The sequence below is a fragment of the Sphingomonas sp. R1 genome (assembly GCF_025960285.1).
Taxonomy (GTDB): domain Bacteria; phylum Pseudomonadota; class Alphaproteobacteria; order Sphingomonadales; family Sphingomonadaceae; genus Sphingomonas.
The window spans coordinates 3,545,842-3,568,941 of sequence record NZ_CP110111.1 but is presented as its reverse complement, the minus strand read 5'-3'; the positions used below and the strand labels follow the sequence as shown (position 1 = coordinate 3,568,941).

Here is a 23,100-nt window from a genome sequence, read left to right as displayed (position 1 = left end):
AACGGGTTGCGTTTTCACGACGAGGTCTACGACGAGCGTCTGCTTGGTGCGTTAAGCTTCCACACCAGGACGCGCAGCTCGAAAGCCAGCGGACCTGCGCGTTTCAATCCATTCCTCAACCTCGCCCAACACCCAAGCGACGTTTCTGCTCGTAAGGGCTATGCGCCGAGGAAACTCGCCGCGCTGTTCCATATTGAAAATGGTCCGCTCCGAGAGCGGGATCATCGTGTGCAACTTTTTACGATCGATCAGGATCTTGCCCGAGAGGGGTACCATAACTCGCCTTTTGCCGGTCACATGTTCACTCGTGCCGGACGGTACCTGCCAGTTCAGGTTGCTTCTGTGAAAAATGTTGTCAATTTGGTTGACATGGCACCCGCCTCACTTCCAGCTCCCCAGTGCGACGCAGGCATCGCTCAAGCAATCGCGCGCGTAAATCAAAGAGTACGTCGAAGATCGAGAGCGGATACAAAGATCAGGTTGATAGAATTACACCTAGACCCCGCTATAAAACGATTCGAAGCCTCTATTAAACCTGAGCTTCGACAGTATCTTTCCTGGCATACGTCTGGCTCTTTGAGCAAGTTAATCCAAAAATATGGATTTCAGCAAGCATATGAATTGCAACGATTTTTCACAAGACGGCTAGTAAAGATGTGGCACACGCTGGATCATGATCCACAAGGCCTATATTCCACCCTCGAAAACATATTGTACGTAATAAATGACGGCTGCTTCACAGCCCTTGAGCCTCGCACGGTTGGAAATAGCTTCTTAAGTACTAACCGTCGATCCGGAGAGTGCAAATTTTGTGGCGAGTCCGCTGAATATGAGGCGTTCTCCGCTGGAGACGAATCCTTGAAGGATAATGATCCAGAGGACAATCTCAGGCTAAGCAATTGGTACTGCTCGAAGCACACACCACGGATGACCAATGGCAAGGTCAATTCAATCTATCGACGAGCTCTCCGGAGTACGCAAGCATTTGAAATTGAGATGTCCAGATTGCACATGACAACAGGAGACCCGCTTAGGGAGACCTGGATTGACGACGAAGATATAATCGATATCTTCTTGCGGAGATATGTGAAATTACAAGGAATCGACGTTCGAAATTATCGAACGCTGCGAAACCACGCGAGGCACCTCGTCGACGAAGCCATGACCGACCAGAAGAAGATTATATGCGGACTTTATTATCTGGGAAAAAGTCAGTCCCAGATCGCCACCTACCTAGGGATTTCTAGGCAAGCCGTCTCGAAGTTGAAGAAATCTATAAACCCTTTCTACTTCACAAGCGATTTATGATTGGCAGCCATCTCTCTGCTAAGTCGATCCACCAGTATCGCTGACCCATCCTTCAATCATATTCGCCCAATCCTGCAACATTTCGGTTCGCTGCTCGCGGTACTCAGCCTTGTTGTACACCGCGCGCACGCCACGCTGCTCGTGGGCCAAGCACTTCTCGATCCAGTCGGTGTTGTACCCCGCTTCATGCAGGAGCGTGCTGGCGGTGCGCCGCAGATCGTGCGGACCGAACTTGGCCAGCGGCTTGCCGTCCTTCTGCGCCAATCGATAGGTCAGCGTCAGCACCTGGTTGAGCGTCGCACTGCTCATCGGCAGGTCCGAATCGTAGCGCGACGGGAGAACGTACTCCGATCCACCGGCGAAGGTCTTTAGCGCGATGAAGATATCCAGCGCCTGCCGCGACAGGAAAACCAGGTGCGGATTGCGCCGCTTCATGCGCTCCTTGGGGATGGTCCACAGCGCCTCGCTGAAATTGATCTCGCTCCACTTGGCGTTGGTCAGCTCGCTCTTGCGGACCATGGTGAGCAGCAGGAGCTTGGCCGCAGCCCGGATGGAGGGGCTGGTGCCGATCCGCTCGATGTACTGGTACATGAGCGCGATCTCGTCGGGCGTCAGCGCCCTGTCCCTCGGCTCGAAACGGGCGATCGTGGTGGGGCGGACCAGCTCCGCCGGGTTCTCCACCTTCTGGCCCCGCTCGATCGCCCAGCGGAATACTTGGAAAACCACCTCGCGGGTGTGGACGGCTGTCGCCGGCGCGCCGCGCTCGACAATGGCATCGGTCAGCGCGCGCAGATCTTCATGGGTGATCTCCGGCAGCTTCTGGTTGCCGAACTTCGCCTTGAGCTCCCGCTCGAAGATGGCACGGCGCATGTCGCGCGTGGACTCTGCCATCTGGTAGCCGCGGAGCCATTTGTCGGCCCAACCCTCGAAGGTGTCCGCATCCTTGATGCGGGCCTTGTTCCGCGCCTTCTCCTTCGCCGGCGATTTCCCCCCTGCGATCATCTTCTTGGCTTCGCTGAGCTGCTCGCGCGCCTCGGCCAGCGTAATTCCGCCAACGCCATACCGGCCGAAGGTGATTGTCTCCTGGCGACCGTTGATCGCGTAGTTGTAGCGGAACGAGATCGAGCCTGCCGGCGTGACCGCCACGTACAGCCCGTCCCGGTCGTTCACCTTGTAGAGCTTCTCCTTGGGCTTCAGATTCCGCAGCTTGGTATCGGTCAGCATGCGAACCGCCTCACCGCGCCGAAAAATACCATGCTCTCAGACCCCCGATTTTTGACAATATTCAACATATAGCTCAGACGTTTAGCAATTTTCAGTACCATGCGCGCGCTCTGGTGCAGACATGGTATCGCTTCCCTCGCTACGCTCTCAGCAGTTCGCATACCATTAATCGTGCCATTCAAAATACGTGCTTGCCGCTGCCAGACCGTGCTCGACACTACATGGCCCAAACGCAAAAAAGCCCGCATTTCTGCGGGCTTTTCCGTGCCTTATTGCCTCTCGATGCCGGCTCGTGCCGAACGTGGGATCATTCCCACTCGATCGTGCCGGGCGGCTTGCTGGTATAGTCGTAGGTCACGCGGTTCACGCCGCGTACCTCGTTGACGATGCGGGTCGAGACGCGCGGGAGGAAGCCGGCGGGGAACTCGAACGCCTCGGCGGTCATGCCGTCGATCGAAGTGACCGCGCGCAGCGCCAGTACGCTGTCGTACGTGCGCCCGTCGCCCATCACGCCGACACTGCGCACCGGGGTGAGCACCGCGAAGGCCTGCCAGATCGTGTCGTAGAGCCCGGCGTTGCGGATCTCCTCGAGATAGATCGCATCGGCCTTGCGCAGGATGTCGCAGCGCTCCTTGGTGGCTTCGCCCGGGATGCGGATCGCAAGGCCCGGCCCCGGGAACGGGTGGCGACCGACGAATACGTCGGGCAGCCCCAGCTCGCGGCCCAGGGCACGAACCTCGTCCTTGAACAATTCGCGCAGCGGCTCGACCAGCTGCATGTTCATGCGTGCGGGCAGGCCGCCGACATTGTGATGGCTCTTGATCGTCACCGACGGGCCGCCGGTGAAGCTGACGCTCTCGATCACGTCCGGATAGAGCGTGCCCTGCGCCAGGAAATCGGCACCGCCGATCTTCTTCGCCTCGGCCTCGAACACGTCGATGAAGGTCTTGCCGATGAACTTGCGCTTCGCCTCGGGGTCGGTGACGCCGGCGAGGCCGCCGAGGAACAGTTCCTCCGCGTCCACATGGACGAGCGGGATGTGGTAATGTTCGCGGAACATGGTGACGACCTGGTCGGCCTCCCCTGCCCGCATCAGGCCGTGATCGACGAACACGCAGGTCAGCTGGTCGCCGATCGCCTCGTGGATCAGCACCGCGGCCACGGCGGAATCGACGCCGCCCGACAGCCCGCAGATTACCTTGCCGTCGCCCACCTGCGCGCGGATCTCGGCGATCTTGGCGGCGCGGAACTCGGCCATGGTCCAGTCGCCCGACAGGCCGCAGACATGGCGGACGAAGTTCGCCAGCAGCTTGGCGCCGTCGGGGGTGTGGACCACCTCGGGGTGGAACTGCATCGCGTAATAGCGGCGCTCGTCATTGGCGATCACGGCGTAGGGCGAGCCGGGGCTGGTCGCCACCGGCCGGAAGCCGGGGGCGAGCTGGACGACCTTGTCGCCATGGCTCATCCAGACCTGATGGCTCTCCTGCTTCTCCCAGAGCCCGTCGAACAGCACGCAGCTGTCCTGGATCTCGATGAAGGCGCGCCCGAACTCGCCGCTGTCGCCCAGCACGACCTCGCCGCCGAGCTGGTGCATCATCACCTGCTGGCCGTAGCAGATCCCCAGTACCGGCAGGCCGCTGTCGAAGATCACCTGCGGCACGCGGGGGCTGCCTTCGTCGAGCACCGAGGCGGGCGAGCCGGAAAGGATGATGCCTTTGGGCTGCATCCGGGCAAAGGCCTCGGCGGCGGTGGTGAAGGGGGCGATCTCGGAATAGACCCCGGCCTCGCGGACACGGCGCGCGATCAGCTGGGTCACCTGGCTGCCGAAGTCGACGATCAGGATGGAGTCGGTGTGCTGGAGCGTCATGGCTGGCCGATAGGGAGCGATCGCCGGCCTGTCAAAGGGGTGCGGGCGATCAGGCGCGCAAGGGCTCGGCGGAGATCGGATGGCGAACGCAGGCCAGCGTGCCGACGAGCACGGTAAGTCCTGCGACCAGCAGCGGAATCGCCAGTCCGTAGCGGTTGACCAGCACGGCGCCGAGGAACGCACCGAACAGGATCGCCATCACCGCCGCAAGCCGGCGCCCGATATTGGGGTTCCGGCCACCGGCGAAGTGCGAATCAGCGGCGATGCCGGTGAGGGTCAGCGTCAGCACGGTGGTGGTGAGGTCCGGCACCTTGAGCTGGCGGATCGTCGCGTTGCGGAAGCCCATCGCGATCGCGGTGAGGGCGATGATCGCGAACACGCAGGTCTCGGGCAGGATACCCATCGCGCCGGCCCAGGCGGCGACGCCTGCGGCGATGCCGAACAGCACTGCCTCGGTCACCGCTGCCAGCACCAGCCAGCGCCGCAGCGGCTGTCCGGCGAGATGTGCGCCGACCTTGCCCGCCACCAGTGCGCCGACCAGGAAAGAGGTCAGCGCGACGATATAGGGCGCAATGGTGAAGCCCGGCGTGCCTGCCGCCGCGAAGCCGAGGAACACGATGTTGCCGGTCATGTTGGCGGTGAACACCTTGCCCAGCCCGAGCACGCTCACCGCGTCCACCAGCCCCGTGGTGACGGAGAGCAGCAGGAGCAGCGGCGGGAGCGGTGAGCCGGCGGTCTTGGCGGCGGGCATGATGGAGTTCCTCAGAAACGGAAATTGCTTTCCAGACCGATCATCCGGATCGGGCGGGGCGCGCCGGTTTCGCGCAGGAAGCGGCCGGGCTGGAAGACGGAGAGGGAGGCGGAGAGCTCGAGCTCGGCGGTCGCCTGCCAGGCGATGGCGCCTTCGATCTGCTTGCCAATGCAGCGGGCGCGGCTGGTGCCGGGCGCGCGGAGCAGGTTGCCGGGGATGTCGTACACGCCGTCCGCCGTGCTGGTGCGCCAGTATGCGCTGCCGGCGATGCTGGCGGAGACGCCGGGCGCAAACGTGCCGGCGATGCGCGGATTGAGGTTGATCAGGTTGTACGGGCCCACCGGCGACAGCTCGCCGAAATACTTGCCCTTGGGGAACAGGGCGTTGAACGTGCCGAGGCGGCGATCCCGGGCATTTCGGTCGCCGCTGATCACGTTGAAGCGGAGCACCGCGTCCGGCGCGAAGGGCACGCTGGGCAATTTGCGGCCGAGTTCGGTGCCGAGCGTCCAGGCAGCGATCGGCCCGTCGGCGAAGCGTCCGACCTGGGCGACGCCCTCGACATTCCAGTGCCAGTTGGCGCGCGCGCCATGGACGCGCGCGCCAAAGCTGTGGCGCAGCTCGCGGCCGGTGCGGTCGCCGAACTGCGCCGCGCGATTGCGGTAGCGGAGATAATAGAGGTCGAGCCCCGGCAGCACGGCATAGACGCCCCATAGGCGTCTGGTCGGCGAGGTGCGGTCGTCGAAGGTGCCCAGCCGCGGTGCCACCGGCGCGACGGCGAGCAGGCTGATCCTGCCCTGCCCCACGGCCACGATCCCGCGCACGCCGTCGAACGCCAGCGGCACATTGGGGCCGTAGCGCGTGCCGATCAGCCGCTCGGTGCCGAGCGACAGCATCTGCCGTCCGCCACGCAGGGTGACCGCGCCGAGATCGAGTTCGGCAAAGCCCTGGAGCAGGTCGGCCCGCGTCTGGTCGACCGGGCCGGCGGCGGGGCGGACACCGGCAGCATAGGCGAGGATCGGCTGGGCGAAGGCGCGCACGCGGCCGACATGGAGGTCGGCATAGGGCAACACGCGGGTCCAGAGATAGGCGTCGTCGGGCGAGGCCGCGTTGCCCAGCGCGTTGTTGGCGAAGGATTCGGTGCGCAGCCGGACTTCGATGCCGGTGGAGAGCCATGCATCGCCGCCGAGGGGGATGTATTTGAACGGCCCGGTCCAGTGGTGCGCGCGCTTCTCGGCGTCGGCGAGATCGGACCAGTCCTCGTCATAGCGGGTGATGCTGAGCGTCGGCGCCTGCCAGGGTTCGGGGGCGTGGGTGGATTCCGACTGCCCCTCCCCCACCGCCGTCCTCCCCGCGGAGGCGAGGATCCATTGAGGCTGCCGTCTCGGCTCCTTCCGCGAGCGCACAGGCGAATGGATCCCCGCCTTCGCGGGGATGACGGTTTCGAGCGTGGCAGCGTCGGGCTGGATCTGCACCACCAGCACCACCGCCGCGGCGAGGCTAGCCACGCCGCTTCGCCTGCTCCGCCACCAGCGCCGCGAGGACGAAGCCACCGATCAGGCCGAGATGCTCGAAAAAGGCGTTGGTCGCGCCGAACCGCTCGGGGCCCGGCGGCATCGTCCAGAAGGCATTGGCGGTGAAGGCGGCGAGCAGGGTGAACACCCCCAGCATCCCCGCCCCCAGCCAGATCCAGCGGCCGGTGAGGATCAGCACCGGCCCGATCAGCTCCACCGCAATCGTCAGCGCCGCCCAGAGCGCGGGCGGGTGCATGCCGAAATGCGCCTGCTCCGCCACCGCGCCCGGCCAGTCGGCGAGTTTGACCAGCCCGCCGAGCAGATAGGCGCCGACCAGCAGCAGCCGGGCGAGAAACCAGGTCGGCCGCCAGTCGAGAATGGCGTCGACGAAGCGCGGGTCGGGCGTGTCCATGGTCACTTGCCCGCGGGGCTATGGATCTCGGCGATATAGCCGCCGGGGAAGCGCACGATCACCGCGCGGCCGCCCGCTGCGGCATAAGGCTGCACCAGCGTCTCGACACCGGCAGCCTTGGCCTTGGCGAGCGTCGCGTCGAGATCGGGCACCGCATAGCCGGTCATGTCGCGGCCATAGGGCCAGGGCAGCAGGCCGTCGGTGACGAACACCACCATCTTGCCGTAGCCGCTGGTGATCGCAATGCGGCGGATCGTCTTGCCGGGCTCGCCCACCTCGGCGCCGGGTGCGGCGCGGTCATCGGCGGTCACCTTGGCCTTCGCATAGCCGACCCAGCTCTTCACGAAGCGATCGGCGACGTCGGCGGTCAGGTAGATGCGGTTCTCGGGCACCGTTGCCAGCGGCGTGTAGCTCGGCTTGGCGGTGTGCCAGTAGATCTGCATGTTCACCCCGCCCGGCCACTGGATCAGCGAATCGCGGCCGATCGGATCGGGGAAGGTCACCAGCCGGCGGACCGCGCCGTGCTGCACGGCAGCCTTCACCGCAGCGTCGATGTCGGTCACCAGATAGCCGGTGCGCTCGTCGCCGAACGGGAACGGGATCGGGGTCTTGAACCCGAACACCGAGACGGTGCCAGCGGGGGTCAGCACCAGTTGCGACTTGGTGAGGCTGGCGGTGGGCGTCACCTGGAACACGCCCTGCTTGCTGGTCGTGCCGCCGAAGGTTGCCTGGAAGCTGGTGACGAAGCTGTCGAACTGGTCTTCCGGCACATAGACATGGGTGGTGTCGTATTGCGGCCCGACCGAATAGTCGGCGGTCTGCTGGGCGAGCGCCGGCGTGCCGACGACGAGGGCGGAGGCGAGGAGGAAGATACGCATGGCTGGCTCCTGGAATTGAAAGGGGTTCACACCGCCCAGCATCCGCAGCCGAGCGCGCCCCAGAAGCTCTGGACGTCGGCGGCAGGCACGGTCGCGCCGAGTGCTGCGGCATGGTCGTGGCCATGGACAGAGCAGCTGCTGTGGCAGGCACAAGCCGAGGCAAGCTGGGCGCGGGTTTCGGGCGACTGGTGATAGCCGCCGAAGGTCGCGACCGGCGACCAGTCGGGCATCGGCCGGGGCAGCGCGGGGGCGAGCGGGGCATAGTCGCCGTCGCCATGCACCACCTGCCCGCCGAGCAGCGTCAGCACCGAGCGGATGTGGACGATCTGGTCCTCGGGCACCGAGAAATAGTCGGCGGATAGCACCGCCAGATCGGCGAGCTGGCCCGCCTTGATCTGCCCCTTCTTGCCCACCTCGTTCGAGAACCAGGTATTCTCGTGCGTCCACATCGCCAGCGCCTTTTCGCGGCTGACGCGGTTGGCGCCCGGATAGAGCTTGAGCCCGCCCACCGTGCGGCCGGTCACCAGCCAGCTGAGCGACACCCAGGGGTTGTAGCTCGCCACCCGCGTCGCATCGGTGCCCGCGCCGACCGGCAGACCGGCGGCGAGCATCTTGGCGATCGGCGGCGTGCGCTCGGCCGCCTTGGCGCCGTAGCGCTCGACAAAATACTCGCCCTGATAGGCCATGCGGTGCTGCACGGCGATCCCGCCGCCCAGCGCCGCGATGCGATCGATGTTGCGGTCGCTGATCGTCTCGGCATGGTCGAAGAACCAGTGGATGCCCGTCAGTGGGATGTCGCGGTGGACCTTCTCGTATACGTCGAGCGCGCGGCCGATCGTCTCGTCATAGGTCGCGTGGAGGCGCCAGGGCCAGCGATGCTCGGCGAGCAGGCGGATCACCGGCTCGAGATCGCCTTCCATGTTCGGCGGCATGTCCGGCCGGGCGACGCGGAAATCCTCGAAGTCGGCGGCGGAGTAGACCAGCATCTCGCCCGCGCCATTGTGGCGATAGCTGTCGTCGCCCTGCCCCGGTGTCACCTGCTTCACCCAGCCGGCGAAATCGGCGAGCTCTTCCTTGGGCTTCTGGGTGAACAGATTGTAGCTGATCCGCACAGTCAGCTGGCCGTCGGCATGGAGCTTCTCGATGATCGCATAATCGTCGGGATAGTTCTGGAAGCCGCCGCCCGCGTCGATCACGCCGGTGACGCCCAAGCCGTTCACTTCGCGCATGAAGTGACGGGTGGAATTGCGCTGATACTCCTCGGGCAGCTTGGGGCCCTTGGCGAGCGTCGAATAGAGGATCGTCGCGTTGGGCTGGGCGAGCAGCAGGCCGGTGGGATTGCCGGCGGCATCGCGGACGATCTCGCCGCCCGGCGGGTTCGGCGTGTCCCTGGTATAGCCCACCACCCGCAATGCCGCGGCATTGAGCAGCGCGCGATCATAGAGGTGGAGGATGAAGACGGGCGTGTCGGGTGCTGCGGCATTGAGCTCGTCGATCGTCGGCAGTCGCTTCTCGGCGAACTGGTGTTCGGTGAAGCCGCCGACCACGCGCACCCATTGCGGCGCCGGCGTGTTGTCGACCTGGCGCTTGAGCATCGCCATCGCGTCGGCGAGGCTGGGCACGCCGTCCCAGCGCAGCTCCATGTTATAGTTCAGGCCGCCACGGATGATATGCATGTGGCTGTCGATCAGCCCCGGGATCACCCGGCGGCGATGCGCGTCGATCACCTGCGCGCCCGGCGCCGCGGCGGCGCGGACCTCCGCCTCGCTGCCCACCGCCAGGAACTTGCCGTCGCGGATCGCGATCGCCTCGGCCACCGGATTCTCCCGGTCGAGCGTCGTCACCTGGGCGTTGACGAGGAGCAGGTCGGTGGCGGGCATGCGGGCATTCCTTGCGAAGAGCGGTGTGGGCAGCAGCGCGCCGGCGGCGGTGGCGCCGGCGGCGGCAAGGGTCTGGCGGCGGGTGAGGCTCATGCCTGGTCGTCGGGCTTCTTGACCGGGTGGCCGAGCACCTGCTCGGCGCAGTCGGTGCGGATGTACGCGACGAGGTCGTGGCCGGCGAAGAGCCGCTTGGCGACCGGCACCACCTGCTCGCCGACGAGGATGCCGAGCAGGCCGATCAGTGCAATCGTCGGCGGCGCCGGCGACTTCACGCCGAGGAGACTGTAGATGACGCCGACCAGCAGACCGACGGCGAGCGAGATCAGATAGGGCTTCATCTGCAGATCCTCCCCGGCGCGCGCGGTCGATCAGCCGCGCACGAAGGCGAGGATGTCGGCGTTCAGCACGTCGGCATGGGTGGTAAGCAGGCCGTGCGGCAGACCCGGGTAGATCTTCAGCGTCGGGTTCGGCAGCAGCTTGGCCTGCAGCTCGGCACCCTGCTTGTAGGGCACCACCTGATCGTCATCGCCGGCCAGCACCAGCGTCGGAACCGTCATCGCCTTCAGATCGGCGGTCTGATCGGTTTCGGAGAAGGCCTTGATGCCGTCGACATGGGCCTTGGCGCTGCCCATCATGCCCTGGCGCCACCAATTGTCGATCACGCCCGGATAGACCTTCGCGCCCTCGCGGTTGAAGCCGTAGAACGGGCCGGCGGCGACATCGCGGAAGAACTGCGCGCGGTTCTCCGCGGTGCCCTTGCGGAAGCCGTCGAACACTTCCAGCGGCAGGCCGTTCGGATAGGCCTCGGTCTTCGCCATGATTGGCGGCACGGCCGCGACCAGCACCGCCTTGGCGACACGGCCCTGCGGGATGCCATGCTTGGCGACATAGCGCGCGACTTCGCCGCCGCCGGTCGAGTGGCCGATATGCACGGCGTTGCGCAGGTTGAGGTGCTCGGCGACGGCGGCGGCGTCGGCGGCATAATGGTCCATGTCGTGACCATCGCTCACCTGCTCCGAGCGGCCATGGCCGCGGCGGTCATGCGCGACGACGCGGTAGCCATGCTGGAGGAAGAACAGCATCTGCGCGTCCCAGTCGTCCGACGAGAGCGGCCAGCCATGGTGGAACATGATCGGCTGGGCATCCTTGGGCCCCCAATCCTTGAAGAAGATCGAGACGCCGTCCTTGGTGGTCACGGTGGAAGTCATGGCAGCATTCCTTGTTAGCGGCAGGAAAAGGGGTGGGCCCGGCGGCGATGGAGAGGGGCAGGCACCGCCGGGCCCGGGGGGCAACTCAATGGCCTTCGGAGGCGCCGAACATCGTCTTGGCGTAGGTGACGCCGAGGCCGTAGGCACCGGCCCACTGCTTCGCGATGCCGGTCGTGGACTCGTAGGTCTCGCTGCGCGCCCAGTCGCGCTGCAGCTCGAGCAGATACTGGAGCGCAGTCATCGGCACGGCGCCCAGCTGGATCATCCGCTCGACGGCGCGCTCATGCGCCTCGGTCGAGACGTCGCCGCAGGCATCGGTGATCACATAGGCCTCGAAACCCTGGTCGATCGCCGACGCCACGGGGCCGACGATGCAGACGCTCGTCCACAGGCCGGCGAACACGATGCGCGGCTTGGCGATGCGATTGATCTCCTCGATCACGGCCGCGTCTTCCCAGGTATTCATCGAGGTGCGATCGAGCAGGGCCTGACCGGGGAACGCATCGGTGACCTCGCTGAACATCGGGCCGGAGAAGCTCTTCTCGGCAACCGTGGTGAGGATCGTCGGCACGTCGAACGACTTGGCCGCGCGGCTGACGAGCCCGGCATTGTTGCGCAGGATGGTGGCGTCGATGGACTTGGTGGCGAAGGCCATCTGCGACTGGAAGTCGATCAGCACCAGCGCGTGGTTGGTCGGTGAAATCAGCGACTTGCCCGGGGTTGCGGTGGCGGTGAGGGTCATGGTGCGGCTCCTGTTGCTGCCGGGGTCCGGCATCGATGGGGTCAGAATAGCCGGGACGATTTTTCCGAAAATTCGGATAATTTCACTCGTACCGTTCCATTCCTTAGAACAGTTGGCATTCGCGACCTGCGCCTGCACGAAGCGGGCACGCGGCCGCGGACCGCCGCCGACCGCTCTAGGCGGCGCGGGTCGGGCCGGTATTGGACGGGATTGATGCTATCGAGCGGTTTCGCCCGGATTGGGCGGACGCGGGCTCAGAGCTCGATCAGGCCGCGCTTCGCCGCGATGGTCACGGCATGGGTGCGGTCATTGGCACCCAGTTTGGCGAACAGGGCCTTCATGTGCCCCTTCACCGTCTCTTCCGAAAGATCGAGCTGCGCCGCGATCTGCTTGTTCGAATTGCCAAGGGCGGCAAGCGACAGGACAGCGACCTCCCGCTCGGTCAACCCTTCGTCGAGCACGTGCATTGCGATGGCGGTGGCGACGCTGGCGTCCAGATGCTTGCCGCCATGGTGCACCGATCGGATCGCATCGAGCAGTTGGTTGCGCAGGCTGCTCTTGAGCAGATAACCCATCGCCCCGGCGCGCAGCGCCTTGAGTGCCCGCGCATCGCCCGCATAGGTGGTCAGCACGATGATCCGCGCATCGGGCGATCTCGCGCGGATCGCAAGGATCGCGTCGAGCCCGGACATCTCCGCCATCTGGAGGTCCATCAGCACGAGATCGGGCTGCAGCCGGGCATACTCCCGGATCGCCTCGGCGCCCCCGCTCGCCTCGCCGACGATCTCCATGTCCGCCTGGGTAGACACGACGGCACGCACGCCTTCGCGCAGCAACACATGGTCGTCGACCAGCAGGATGCGGATCGGCGCCACGCCCCGATCGGACGCCCGACCATTGAAGGCCTTGGTCAGCATGATACGCCCAGTACCCCCACGAAACCGCGCGATACTAGCAGTTCCGGCAGCAACATGCATCCCGGGTTCACGGCCACGCCGCCAGCGCGGCCGCGAGCGCCGCCGCGGTGCGCGTCGCATCGCCGTTTCGAATGTCGAAGGTCCACGCCATCGGCGGCGCCTGTCCCTCGCCATGCTGCGCATCGATCGCGCCAAGGGCGCCGCGCATCATCGCCGCGGCGCTGTGCGCGACCTGGTCCTCGGCGATGTCCAGCTCGGACCAGCCAAGCAGGCATCCGACCGACGCTGCCCCGATGCGGAGCGCCGCGCGCATCGCGAGCCCGGTGAGGTTGCCCACCGCCGCCGGCTGCGCCGCGAGCGACGCGCCCATGCCGACGAGCATCACCGTGCCCGCGCGGATCGGTGCGGCGGGGCGCGCGAGCATCAGCGTCTCGCCGAAGCCGCCGGTGAAGATCCCGCCCTGGCGCAACCGCGACAAGGTGCCGTGCAGCGCATGGTCAAGCGCATCCGCCCCGCCACGATGCGCGCCGGCCACATCCTTCTCGAGCATGCCGACGATCAGCAGATCCATATCCGCTGCCAGCACGTCGATCTCCGCGACGGCAAAGTGCACGCCACGCCACGCGCCAAGCGCGCGCGGTGCCGGGGGCTGCCTGCGCAAGGCCCGGTCAGCCGGCCTGTTGCCAGGCCCGCCGCCAGGCGAGCGGCGTGGTCCCCACCCAGCGGCGGAACAGACGGGTGAGATGCGCCTGATCGCTGAGGCCGCAGGCGCAGGCAATCTGCGACAGCGAATCCTGTGTGTCGCGCATCAGCAGCTGTGCCCGCCGGATGCGCTGGCGCACGATATAGCCGTGGGGCGTCTCGCCGGTGCTCACCTTGAACGCACGGCAGAAATGGCCGGTGCTCAGTTGGGCGACCTCGGCCAGCGTGGAGGTAAAGATCGGGCCCTGCAAATGCGCGTCGACATGCGCGGAGACCCGGCGCAGCTGCCATCCGGCGAGCCCGCCCTTGGCGAGCCCGTCCGCCCTTTCGCCGCGCTCGGGCAGCAGCATCGCCTCGGCCGTGTCGGACGCGCCTTCCGCCAGCAACCACGACAGCCGTTCCAGACAGCGCCGGGCCGCAGGCGGATCCTCGTCGAGCGCGCGCAGCGCCCCGGCCAGCAGCAACGCCAGTTCGGGGCCTCCCCCCGCCTTGGCGACAGCGCCCGCATCGATCAACGCCTGGTGGTACATGGTTCCATCCCCTGTTGCGGGATGGAGTGTCGCGCAGCGGCGATCGCGACGGAATCGAACCTCCGCAGCGTGCGGCAGGCATTTGATTTGGGGAAACTATACCAAGGTTTGGGGTGACGCGGGGGATCGCGGGAACGGCAGGATCGTCTCCAGCGTGGCCAGCGGCGGGGCCCCGGGCACGATCGCACCGTGGCGCAGCAGGAAGACGTGCCGAACGATTTCGGCCTGCTGCTCGATTCCGTAACGCGCCAGCGTCCAGCCGGGCTTGATCGTGTAATGGTAGCGGCAGAACGGGTGCCGCCGCAACACCAGGTTCAGCCCCTGCTGATGCTGCCAGACATGCACCATTTCGTGGATGAAGTGCGCCTGCAGCCCCAGCCCGGCCTCCGCGAAGCACGCGCGATAGGCGCTCCCGGCGGGATGGAAATGGAGATGCCCGCGCGGCGCCATCGTCACGTTGCGCGGCTGGAAGGGAAACCACGGGCGGCGATGCACCCGTACCGGATCGACGTCGATGGCATCGCCGAACGTTTCTCGCACCAAGGCGCGTTCGGCCGCGGTCAGCGGACGTCCGTCGCGCCGCGACGGCGAGGTCGACGGCCGCGGATCGTCGGGGGAAGGGTTCGGATCAGCCGGATGCGTCATCGCGTCCACAGGTGGGGAAGCGGGCTGCCGCTGTCAAAGGCGGGCAGTGTCTCGTGTGGCAGAGACGCCAAACCGCAACACGGTCGTCACAAACTATTCATATACAAATATATTTTCAACTATGCGTCCCCGATGCGCGATGGCGATGCTCTCCCCTCTCGATCGGGCATTGCCGATCACAAATCTTTCGGGGAGGCTTACCATGCGTGTGAGACGTGCTTCCATTTGCCTGGCAGCGGGGATGGCCCTGCTCGCCGTGACGCCCGCGGCCGCCGATGTGCTGGATCATGACAAGGTGCAGCCGATTGCCGCCAACGCCTCGGCGGTGGAATTCTACTATCAGCCGATGATCGCCGACGGCCCGGACGCCTGCAACAACTATCCGGCGGTGGATCAGTGGGGCAATGTCGGCGGCGGGCTCTATCCCTCGGGGGCGCCGGACGGCCATTGCCGCGGTACCGCCGGCCAAGTCTATTCGCGGATGGCCGAATATTACAACAAGTGCGCGATCCTGTACGCCTATTATTTCCCCAAGGATCAGCCGCCAAACTATCTCGGCGCCTTTGGCGGCCATCGCCATGACTGGGAAAGCATCGTGGTGTGGACGGAAGGCTGCTATGTCGGCGCCAAGATCGTGAAGGTCAATTATTCGACCCACGGCAAATATTCGGTGAACACCAACCCGCCGCTTTTCATGGGCGCGACCGGTTATCTAAGCAACGGCATGCACCCGCGGCTGACCTATCATGCCACCTATCTCGGCTTTGCCGATCACGTGCTCGACCCCTCGCTGGACAACGGCCGGACACAGCCGCTGATCAGCTGGGATCGCCTGCCCGCCGCGGCGAAGAACACGCTCAACACCTATGATTTCGGTAGTGCCAACGTGCCGATGAAGGATGGCGGCGATTACTGGAAAAATCTCCAGAAGGCCTGGGCTTCCACCGACGTGCACAATCCCTGAGGTCGCCCAACGGCCGGGCCGCCGCCGATCGGCGTGCGGCCCGGTCCCTGGTCTCAGCGGATCGCCAGGCCGGTCCACCTGGCAGCGAAGGCCCACAGATCGGCGGTTTCCTCGATCACCTTGTCGGTCGGCTTGCCCGATCCGTGGCCGGCGCGAGTCTCGATGCGGATCAGATGCGGCTTGTCGCCTGCCGCCGCATGCTGGAGCGCCGCGGTGTATTTGAAGCTATGCCCGGGCACGACCCGATCATCGGTGTCCGCCGTGCTTACCAGCACCGCCGGATAGTCCACGCCGCTCTTGATGTTGTGATAGGGCGAATAGGCGTAGAGCCGCTTGAAGTCGGCCTCCTTCGACGGATAGCCGTAATCATCCACCCAGTAGCGCCCGGCAGTGAACCGGTCGAAGCGGGTCATGTCCATCACGCCCACCGCGGGCAGGGCCGCCGCGAACAGGTCCGGGCGCTGGTTGGTGACCGCGCCGACCAGCAGCCCGCCATTCGACCCGCCCTGGATCGCCAGCTGGCCCTTGCCGGTGATGCCCTGCTGGATCAGATATTCGCCGGCCGCGATGAAATCGTCGAACACATTCTGCTTGTTGGCGAGGCGACCGCCATCGTGCCACGCCTTGCCATATTCGCCGCCGCCGCGAATGTTCGCCACGACGAACACGCCGCCCTGCTCCAGCCAGGCCAGGCGGCCCGCCGAGAAGCCGGGCGTGATCGGAATGTTGAACCCGCCATAGCCGTAGAGGATCGTCGGCGCCGGTCCGGTCACGCTCTTCTTCTTGACGATGAACATCGGCACCTTGGTGCCATCCTTCGACGCGTAGAAGCGCTGCTCGACCGCATAGTCCTTCGGTTCGAACGCGACCTTGGGCTGCGCCCAGGCTTCCGCCTTGCCGGTCTTCACGTCGTAGCGGAAGATCGTCGTCGGATAGTTGAAGCTGGTGAAGGCGAAGAAGGTCTCGCTGTCATGCGGATGCCCGCCAAAGCCGCTGGCCGTGCCAATGCCGGGCAACGCGACCTTCCCATCCGCCTTGCCGTCCAGCGTGTAGCGGCGCACCTCGGTGGCCGCATCGACCATGTAGCTGAGGATCAGCCGCTCGCCGACGATCGACTGGCCGGCGAGTGTTTCCTTCTGCTCCGGCACCACTTCGTGCGGCGCCAGCGCGGGATCGGCGAGATCGATCGTGACGATCCGCTGGCGCGGGGCGCCGTCATCGGTCGCGAACCAGAACTTCGTGCCGACATTGCCGATCGGCGACCAGTCATGTTCCAGTTTGCCGATCACCGTCTTCGCCTTCCAGGCGGGGTCCTTCAGGTCGACGATGTGGACGAGGTTCTTGTTGTCCGTCCCCTCGCTGGTGAGGATCACCAGATAGCGGCCATCATCGGTAACGACCGCGCCGTGGCTCTGCCGCGGCGTGGCGGGTGTCTCGTAGACCAGTCGGTCCGCCGATTGCGGCGTGCCGAGCGTATGAAAATAGATCCGGTGGTTCTCGTTCAGCGCCTGGAACTTCGCCTCGGCCGGGGGCTCGGGGTAGCGCGAATAGAAGAAGCCGCTGCCGTCCTTCGCCCAGCTCACGCCCATGGTGAACTTGGCCCAGCTCAGCGTGTCGCCGGTGTCCTTGCCGGTGGCGACGTCGAGCACCTTGATCGTGCGCCAGTCGCTGCCGCCATCCTGGATCGAATAGGCCAGCAGCTTGCCGTCCTCGCTGGGCAGCCACTCGGCAAGCGCGGTTGCGCCGTCCTTGGACCAGCCATTGGGATCGATCAGCACGCGGCCCTGGCCGTTGAGGCCGTCGCGCACGAACAGCACCGCCTGGTTCTGCAGGCCGCTATTGTGCGCGTAGAAATAATGGCCGCCCTTCTGATCGGGCGCGCCGAAGCGCTCGTAGTCAAACAGCTGCTTGATCCGCGCCTTCAGCGCATCCCGGCCCGGCAGCGTCGCGAGATAGGCGTCCGTCACCTTGTTCTCGGCCTCGACCCAGGCGGCGACCTGCGCGTCGTTGCGGACGTCGTTTTCCAGCCAGCGATAGGGATCGGCGACCTTCACCCCGAACTGTTCGTCCACCACATCGACGCGGCGGGTTTCGGGATAGGCGAACTTGGTCATCGGCGCGGCGGTCTCCGGCTTGGTGGTCTGGGCATAGGCGGGGCTGGCGAAAAGTAGCGGCAGGATCAATGCACGGCGCATTCAAGGGCTCCCTGTGAATGCGCCTACCCTAGGGAGCCCCGCCCCCCGGCTCAAGCCAGCCCGGTCAGCTCGATCGCCCAGGCAAAGGCGGCAAGCGGCGCCAGCGCCAGCAGCGCCGCGATCCAGGCACCGATATCGGCCGGCGCGCGGCGCCGCCCTTTCGACAGGTGGGACATGATCGTTCTCCGATGCTGCCAGACGGGGCAGCACAGCCGGTTGTTCGGGCGCAGAGATGGGGTGCGGCGACACATTTGCGAGCGGAACGATTCTATGCGGCGACGAAGCAAAACTGCACAAACGAAAAGGGCGGCCGCTGGTGCGACCGCCCTTCCCTTGTTCGGCTAGACCGACGTGCCGATCAGGCGGCTTCGTCGAAATCCTCGTCCGAGATCACCGGACCCGAGTCCTGGCCCTTGGCCGAGACGTCGCGGTCGACGAACTCGATGATCGCCATCGGCGACGCGTCCGAAGCGCGGATGCCGGCCTTGATGATGCGGGTGTAGCCGCCGTTGCGATCGGCATAGCGCGCGGCCAGCACGTCGAACAGCTTCACCAGCTGGGCGTCGTCCATCAGGCGGGCGTGCGCGAGACGACGGTTGGACAGGCCACCCTTCTTGGCGAGGGTGATCAGCTTCTCGACGTACGGACGCAGTTCCTTCGCCTTGGCGACGGTGGTGGTGATCTGCTCGTGCTTGATGAGCGCGGCGCTCATGTTGCGGAACAGGGCAATACGGTGGGCCGAAGTACGCTGAAGCTTACGGCCGCCTACGCGATGGCGCATGGTATTTTCCTTCGTTCGTCCGACAGCCGTTCAAGGTACTGCCGACCAGGCGGTGAAACAGGGCCACCGCCCAAAACCCAACTCACGATGCCGTGAAGCTGCGCCTAAGACCGCAAAACGACCGATTCGTCAAGTCCTAGCGCAGCCGACGGCGCCGCGACATCCACAAGGCCAGCTGAAAACCACCCGCCGCGAACACGAGGAGGAAAAAGAGCCCGCCGAAGGATGCCGCTGCCAGCGCCACTCCAAATCCGAACGGATTGACCGTCCACGACGTGAATGCATCCGTCGCGGTCGAAACGACGATGCGGCCGGACCAGACCGCGGCGGCAACCCGCCATGCACAGACCGTGACACCCCACCCCCCGATCGCCAGGAAAAACAGGGGGCTCAGGATGCCACTCCCGCTATCGCTGGACCTGCCGCGCTTTTTTGAGTCCAGCCAGGAGCCGAAACTCGAACCGCCGCCGACGACCAGCAGAAAGCACACCCTCCCGACTGCCCAACCCCAATTCAGTCCGAGGCCGTTGGACCATCGATACAAGGCTTCCGCGGCGAGAATGACGCAGAGCGTGACGAGAACGATAGCGAGGCGGGCCACGGCACATTTTTATCGCGACGCGATGCCTCCGCAAGCCGACCCGCTAACGAACATACAGCAAAAAGGGCCCCGCATCGCTGCGGAGCCCTTTCTGTATCTTCAGCCGAAGCGGAGATGGGCTCAGCCCATGATCTCCTGTTCGAGCTTCTTGGCCATTTCCTCGATGTTCTCGGGCGGCCAGCCCGGGATTTCCATGCCCAGGCGCAGGCCCATGCTGGAGAGGACTTCCTTGATCTCGTTGAGCGACTTGCGGCCGAAGTTCGGCGTGCGCAGCATCTCGGCTTCGGTCTTCTGGACCAGATCGCCGATGTAGATGATGTTGTCGTTCTTGAGGCAGTTGGCCGAGCGGACCGAAAGCTCCAGCTCGTCGACCTTCTTGAGCAGATAGCGGTTGATCTGCGCGGCATCGCCTGCGCCACCTTCCGCCGGTGCCGCTGCCGGCGCCATGCCGACCGGGGCTGCCCGGGTGATCGACGAATCGTCGAAGTGGACGAACAGCGCCAGCTGGTCCTGCAGGATCCGCGCGGCATAGGCCAGCGAGTCCTCAGGCGTCACCGTGCCGTCGGTCTCGACGGTCAGCGTGAGCTTGTCGTAGTCGAGCTCCTGGCCGACGCGGGTGTTCTCGACCTTATACGAGACCTGACGCACCGGGCTGAACAGCGCATCGACCGGGATCAGGCCGATCGGTGCATCCGCCGGGCGGTTCGCGGTGGCGGGCACATAGCCCTTACCCACGTCCGCGGTCAGTTCCATGTTCAGGGTCGCGCCGTCGTCGAGGTGGCAGATCACCAGCTCGGGGTTCATCACTTCGATGTCGCCCGAAACCGCGATGTCGCCTGCCTTGACTTCCGCCGGGCCGGTGGCCGACAGCTGCAGACGCTTCGGGCCTTCGCCCTGCATCTTGAGCGCGATCTGCTTCACGTTGAGGACGATGTCGGTCACGTCCTCGCGCACGCCGGCGAGCGACGAGAATTCGTGCAGCACGTTCTCGATCTTGATCGAGGTGACCGCCGCGCCCTGCAGCGACGACAGCAGCACGCGACGCAGCGCGTTGCCGAGCGTGAGGCCGAAGCCACGCTCCAGCGGCTCGGCGACGAACGTCGACTTCCGCTTGGGATCGCCACCGGGCTTCTTCTCGAGGCCGTTGGGCTTCTTGAGTTCCTGCCAGTTCTTAGCGTTGACCGACACGGGCTTTCCTCATGTTGGGCGGGGAAGAGGCATTCCCCGCCAGGTATTTACTGCAAGACCGCGGAACCCGCCTCAGGGCCCGCGGTGCAAGCAGGACGTATCAGACGCGACGGCGCTTCGAGGGGCGGACGCCGTTGTGCGGGATCGGCGTCACGTCGCGGATCGAGGTGATCTGGAAGCCGACCGCCTGCAGCGCGCGGAGCGCCGACTCGCGGCCCGAACCCGGACCCTTGACCTCGACCTCGAGGGTGCGAACGCCGTGCTCGGCGGCCTTGCGGCCGGCGTCTTCGGCGGCGACCTGGGCTGCGTACGGGGTCGACTTGCGCGAGCCCTTGAAGCCCATCATGCCGGCCGACGACCAGCTGATCGCGTTGCCCTGCGCGTCGGTGATGGTGATCATGGTGTTGTTGAAGCTGGCGTTCACATGCGCGACGCCGGCGGTGATGTTCTTGCGTTCGCGACGGCGAATACGCTGCGGTTCACGTGCCATTTGGAATTTCCTGACCTAGAAGCTTGGTGCCTGGAGGCGCGGGGCCTCGGGGAAAGAAGAGCGCGCTGGGGAGCGCGGCTTACTTCTTCTTGCCGGCGATCGGCTTGGCCTTGCCCTTGCGGGTGCGCGCATTGGTGTGCGTGCGCTGGCCGCGGACCGGCAGGCCCTTGCGGTGACGCAGGCCGCGATAGCAGGCCAGGTCCATCAGGCGCTTGATGTTCATCGCCACCTGGCGACGAAGATCACCTTCCACGGTGTAGCCGGCGTCGATCGCTTCGCGGATCTGCAGCACTTCCTGGTCGCTCAGGTCCTGCACGCGGCGCTCCGGCGCGATGCCGAGCTGCGTGGTCAGTTCCTTGGCCTTTGCGGGGCCGATGCCGTGGATATACTGCAGCGCGATGACGACGCGCTTGTTGGTCGGGATGTTAACACCCGCAATACGTGCCATGAAATATATTCTCCCAGCTCCACGAGGCACTGCATGGCAGCGGCGCCCCATCTCGTAGCGTTGCCTTCCGAAATGCAGCGGCACGACGCACGCAGGGAGCGCCGCCGTAATCTACTGTTCCGGAAGTTGGGCGAGATACGGGGCCGCAGGCGACCTGTCAAGCGCCGCGGAGCCGGAAAATGCTGAACCCTCTCTATATAGCAAGGTTCCCGGCAGGCCAAGCGCGGTGAGGGGTGCGGCGGTGGAGGGAGTCCCGTTTCGGATAGGATAGCGCCGATCCTCCCCTGCAAGGGGAGGTGGCAGCCCGAAGGGCTGACGGAGGGGTGACCCCGCTCGAAAGGCGGACCGTAATTGCAGCGGTGACACCCCTCCGTCGCTTCGCGACACCTCCCCTTTCAGGGGAGGATTTCCTGACGGAAAGGGCGGGGCTTCCCCTACCTTCCGGTTATCTCTGCCCGTCAAGCACGGCAGCGATCTGCCGAGTGACCACGACTCGCCACCTCACAACCACCGTCATTCCCGCGAAGGCGGGAATCCATTCGCCTGCGCCCCGGAGGAAAGAACCGCGATACCAGCGCGCGCCTTCGCGGGGATGACGACGGCTTGTGGTGGGGAGCGGACGTCAAAACTCCGGTTTGAACGATGGGTCGATCCATGCGCTTCGAACTTGACCCGGACGAAGTTGCAGCGTTGACGCATCAAACGGACTGAGTTTTGCCATAAAATCACTAGCATCCTCCGCCATGCGTTCATCCACGCCTTCTAACTCGTGATCCCAGAAATACACCGCGCCATTCGAAGGAGCGATGTAAAAGTAGTTACCGCAATCGTCTTCGGCGAACGCTATGGCGCTGGAAGGGAACCCCTCAATTTCACCGCTAAGGGCAGCCGCTTCGCGGACAGGAATGAAGCGTGACACGCCCACTTCATTATCTGAAGTTTTGATTACGTTTTCCCCTGGCTTGGCGCCATCGTGAAGCATGACGAATTGTATGTAGCTGAGCGGCAGAGACTGCCCGATATGCGCGGCTAGCGCGAGCAGTTCATCCTCCGTTGGCTGCGGCATAGTTGGTATCGAAACAGGCATGTACGGTCTCCTCAGCATCAGCTTTGCAAGCACGTGCAATGACCGCAAGTGGGCCGGAATCGGACCAAGCCCCCAGAATCAAAAAGGGCGGGGTTTCCCCCGCCCTTCCCGTTATCCCTGCCCGTCGAGCACCGCGGCGATCTGCCGGGTCACTTCGTCGATATCGGCCATGCCGTCGACTCGCCGGACCAGCCCCTTCTCCTCGTAGAAGGGCAGGATCGGCGCGGTCTTGGCGCGGTATTCGGCCATGCGGGTGCGCACCGTCTCGGCATTGTCGTCGGGGCGGCGCTTGAACTCGGTCGAGCCACACACGTCGCACACACCGTCCGTCTTGGGCAGCTTGTACTTGTCGTGATAGCCCTCGCCGCACTTGGCGCAGGTGAAGCGGCCCTCGACGCGATCGACCAGCGCCTCCTCGTTGACCAGCAGCTCGATGACGTAATCAAGCTGGCGTCCCCGCTCGGAGAGCAGCGCGTCGAGCGATTCGGCCTGCGCATAGGTGCGCGGATAGCCGTCGAAGATCGCGCCCTTCTCGGTATCGGCCATGTCCAGCCGCTCGCCGATGATGCCCGAGACGATCTCGTCGGAGACGAGCTGGCCCGCCTCCATCACTGCCTTGGCCTTCAGGCCCGTGGGCGTCCCGGCCTTCACCGCGGCGCGCAGCATGTCGCCCGTCGACAGCTGCACCATGCCGCGCTCGGTTTCGAGACGCTTCGCCTGGGTGCCCTTACCGGCCCCCGGCGGACCCAACAGGATGATATTCAACAGGTA

The 23,100-nt window shown here is 65.2% G+C and carries 25 protein-coding genes; 1 reads left to right on the top strand and 24 read right to left on the bottom strand.

Going from position 1 to position 23,100, the window contains the following annotated elements:
• Positions 1-51 precede the first annotated feature (51 nt).
• From OIM94_RS17050 to OIM94_RS16980, 15 genes are all read right to left on the bottom strand, one after another.
• Positions 52-276, bottom strand: coding sequence for a helix-turn-helix transcriptional regulator (locus OIM94_RS17050; protein ID WP_264607851.1), 225 nt, complete (start codon positions 274-276; stop codon positions 52-54).
• A gap of 1,050 nt (positions 277-1,326) precedes the next feature.
• Complete coding sequence (locus OIM94_RS17045) at positions 1,327-2,532, bottom strand: tyrosine-type recombinase/integrase (protein WP_264607850.1); 1,206 nt, start codon at positions 2,530-2,532, stop codon at positions 1,327-1,329.
• Between the two features lie 307 nt (positions 2,533-2,839).
• A complete protein-coding gene (gene guaA, locus OIM94_RS17040) occupies positions 2,840-4,399 on the bottom strand; it encodes a glutamine-hydrolyzing GMP synthase (RefSeq protein ID WP_264607849.1) in 1,560 nt (519 codons plus the stop codon).
• Positions 4,400-4,448: 49 nt separating this feature from the next.
• Positions 4,449-5,150, bottom strand: a complete 702-nt coding sequence (locus tag OIM94_RS17035; protein ID WP_264607848.1) for a YoaK family protein — start codon at positions 5,148-5,150, stop codon at positions 4,449-4,451.
• An 11-nt stretch (positions 5,151-5,161) separates the two neighbouring features.
• Positions 5,162-6,487 carry an alginate export family protein gene (locus OIM94_RS17030; RefSeq protein WP_264609940.1) on the bottom strand — a complete coding sequence of 442 codons (1,326 nt, stop codon included), beginning with the start codon at positions 6,485-6,487 and terminating at the stop codon, positions 5,162-5,164.
• 160 nt (positions 6,488-6,647) lie between these two features.
• Positions 6,648-7,073 (bottom strand): DoxX family protein, encoded by a 426-nt coding sequence (locus tag OIM94_RS17025; RefSeq protein ID WP_264607847.1) that lies wholly within the window; start codon positions 7,071-7,073, stop codon positions 6,648-6,650.
• A gap of 2 nt (positions 7,074-7,075) precedes the next feature.
• Positions 7,076-7,951, bottom strand: coding sequence for a VOC family protein (locus OIM94_RS17020; protein ID WP_264607846.1), 876 nt, complete (start codon positions 7,949-7,951; stop codon positions 7,076-7,078).
• A 26-nt stretch (positions 7,952-7,977) separates the two neighbouring features.
• Entirely contained in the window at positions 7,978-9,831 is a 1,854-nt protein-coding gene (locus tag OIM94_RS17015; RefSeq protein WP_264609939.1) for an amidohydrolase, read from the bottom strand.
• Between the two features lie 89 nt (positions 9,832-9,920).
• On the bottom strand, positions 9,921-10,169 hold the full coding sequence (locus OIM94_RS17010) for a XapX domain-containing protein (RefSeq protein ID WP_264607845.1): 249 nt from the start codon (positions 10,167-10,169) through the stop codon (positions 9,921-9,923).
• 30 nt (positions 10,170-10,199) lie between these two features.
• Positions 10,200-11,039, bottom strand: coding sequence for an alpha/beta fold hydrolase (locus tag OIM94_RS17005; RefSeq protein ID WP_264607844.1), 840 nt, complete (start codon positions 11,037-11,039; stop codon positions 10,200-10,202).
• A gap of 85 nt (positions 11,040-11,124) precedes the next feature.
• Positions 11,125-11,781 (bottom strand): hydrolase, encoded by a 657-nt coding sequence (locus tag OIM94_RS17000; RefSeq protein WP_264607843.1) that lies wholly within the window; start codon positions 11,779-11,781, stop codon positions 11,125-11,127.
• A 254-nt stretch (positions 11,782-12,035) separates the two neighbouring features.
• Positions 12,036-12,698, bottom strand: coding sequence for a response regulator (locus OIM94_RS16995; protein ID WP_264607842.1), 663 nt, complete (start codon positions 12,696-12,698; stop codon positions 12,036-12,038).
• Positions 12,699-12,765: 67 nt separating this feature from the next.
• Positions 12,766-13,311, bottom strand: coding sequence for a M17 family peptidase N-terminal domain-containing protein (locus OIM94_RS16990; RefSeq protein WP_264607841.1), 546 nt, complete (start codon positions 13,309-13,311; stop codon positions 12,766-12,768).
• Between the two features lie 55 nt (positions 13,312-13,366).
• A complete protein-coding gene (locus tag OIM94_RS16985; RefSeq protein ID WP_264607840.1) occupies positions 13,367-13,930 on the bottom strand; it encodes a helix-turn-helix domain-containing protein in 564 nt (187 codons plus the stop codon).
• Between the two features lie 96 nt (positions 13,931-14,026).
• Positions 14,027-14,575, bottom strand: coding sequence for a vgr related protein (locus tag OIM94_RS16980; protein WP_413716406.1), 549 nt, complete (start codon positions 14,573-14,575; stop codon positions 14,027-14,029).
• A gap of 241 nt (positions 14,576-14,816) precedes the next feature.
• On the opposite strand from OIM94_RS16980, the gene OIM94_RS16975 reads away from it, so the two are divergent.
• Positions 14,817-15,539: an NPP1 family protein gene (locus OIM94_RS16975; protein WP_264607838.1), complete on the top strand. Its 723-nt coding sequence runs from the start codon at positions 14,817-14,819 to the stop codon at positions 15,537-15,539.
• A gap of 53 nt (positions 15,540-15,592) precedes the next feature.
• Here OIM94_RS16975 and OIM94_RS16970 read toward each other — a convergent pair whose 3' ends face one another.
• The 9 genes from OIM94_RS16970 to OIM94_RS16930 form a co-directional block, all read right to left on the bottom strand.
• Positions 15,593-17,734, bottom strand: coding sequence for a prolyl oligopeptidase family serine peptidase (locus tag OIM94_RS16970; protein ID WP_264607837.1), 2,142 nt, complete (start codon positions 17,732-17,734; stop codon positions 15,593-15,595).
• A gap of 50 nt (positions 17,735-17,784) precedes the next feature.
• On the bottom strand, positions 17,785-17,910 hold the full coding sequence (locus tag OIM94_RS16965) for a hypothetical protein (protein WP_264607836.1): 126 nt from the start codon (positions 17,908-17,910) through the stop codon (positions 17,785-17,787).
• Positions 17,911-18,092: 182 nt separating this feature from the next.
• The gene (rplQ, locus tag OIM94_RS16960; RefSeq protein WP_264607835.1) at positions 18,093-18,515 is read right to left on the bottom strand and encodes a 50S ribosomal protein L17; all 423 of its coding nucleotides are present in this window, start codon (positions 18,513-18,515) and stop codon (positions 18,093-18,095) included.
• Positions 18,516-18,651: 136 nt separating this feature from the next.
• Complete coding sequence (locus OIM94_RS16955) at positions 18,652-19,116, bottom strand: hypothetical protein (protein ID WP_264607834.1); 465 nt, start codon at positions 19,114-19,116, stop codon at positions 18,652-18,654.
• A 120-nt stretch (positions 19,117-19,236) separates the two neighbouring features.
• Complete coding sequence (locus OIM94_RS16950) at positions 19,237-20,304, bottom strand: DNA-directed RNA polymerase subunit alpha (protein ID WP_010545746.1); 1,068 nt, start codon at positions 20,302-20,304, stop codon at positions 19,237-19,239.
• Positions 20,305-20,404: 100 nt separating this feature from the next.
• Positions 20,405-20,794, bottom strand: a complete 390-nt coding sequence (rpsK, locus tag OIM94_RS16945; RefSeq protein WP_010545745.1) for a 30S ribosomal protein S11 — start codon at positions 20,792-20,794, stop codon at positions 20,405-20,407.
• A gap of 79 nt (positions 20,795-20,873) precedes the next feature.
• The gene (rpsM, locus tag OIM94_RS16940) at positions 20,874-21,242 is read right to left on the bottom strand and encodes a 30S ribosomal protein S13 (RefSeq protein ID WP_010545744.1); all 369 of its coding nucleotides are present in this window, start codon (positions 21,240-21,242) and stop codon (positions 20,874-20,876) included.
• Positions 21,243-21,864: 622 nt separating this feature from the next.
• A complete protein-coding gene (locus OIM94_RS16935) occupies positions 21,865-22,329 on the bottom strand; it encodes an SMI1/KNR4 family protein (RefSeq protein ID WP_264607833.1) in 465 nt (154 codons plus the stop codon).
• A gap of 111 nt (positions 22,330-22,440) precedes the next feature.
• A complete protein-coding gene (locus OIM94_RS16930) occupies positions 22,441-23,094 on the bottom strand; it encodes an adenylate kinase (protein WP_264607832.1) in 654 nt (217 codons plus the stop codon).
• Between the last annotated feature and the right edge of the window lie 6 nt (positions 23,095-23,100).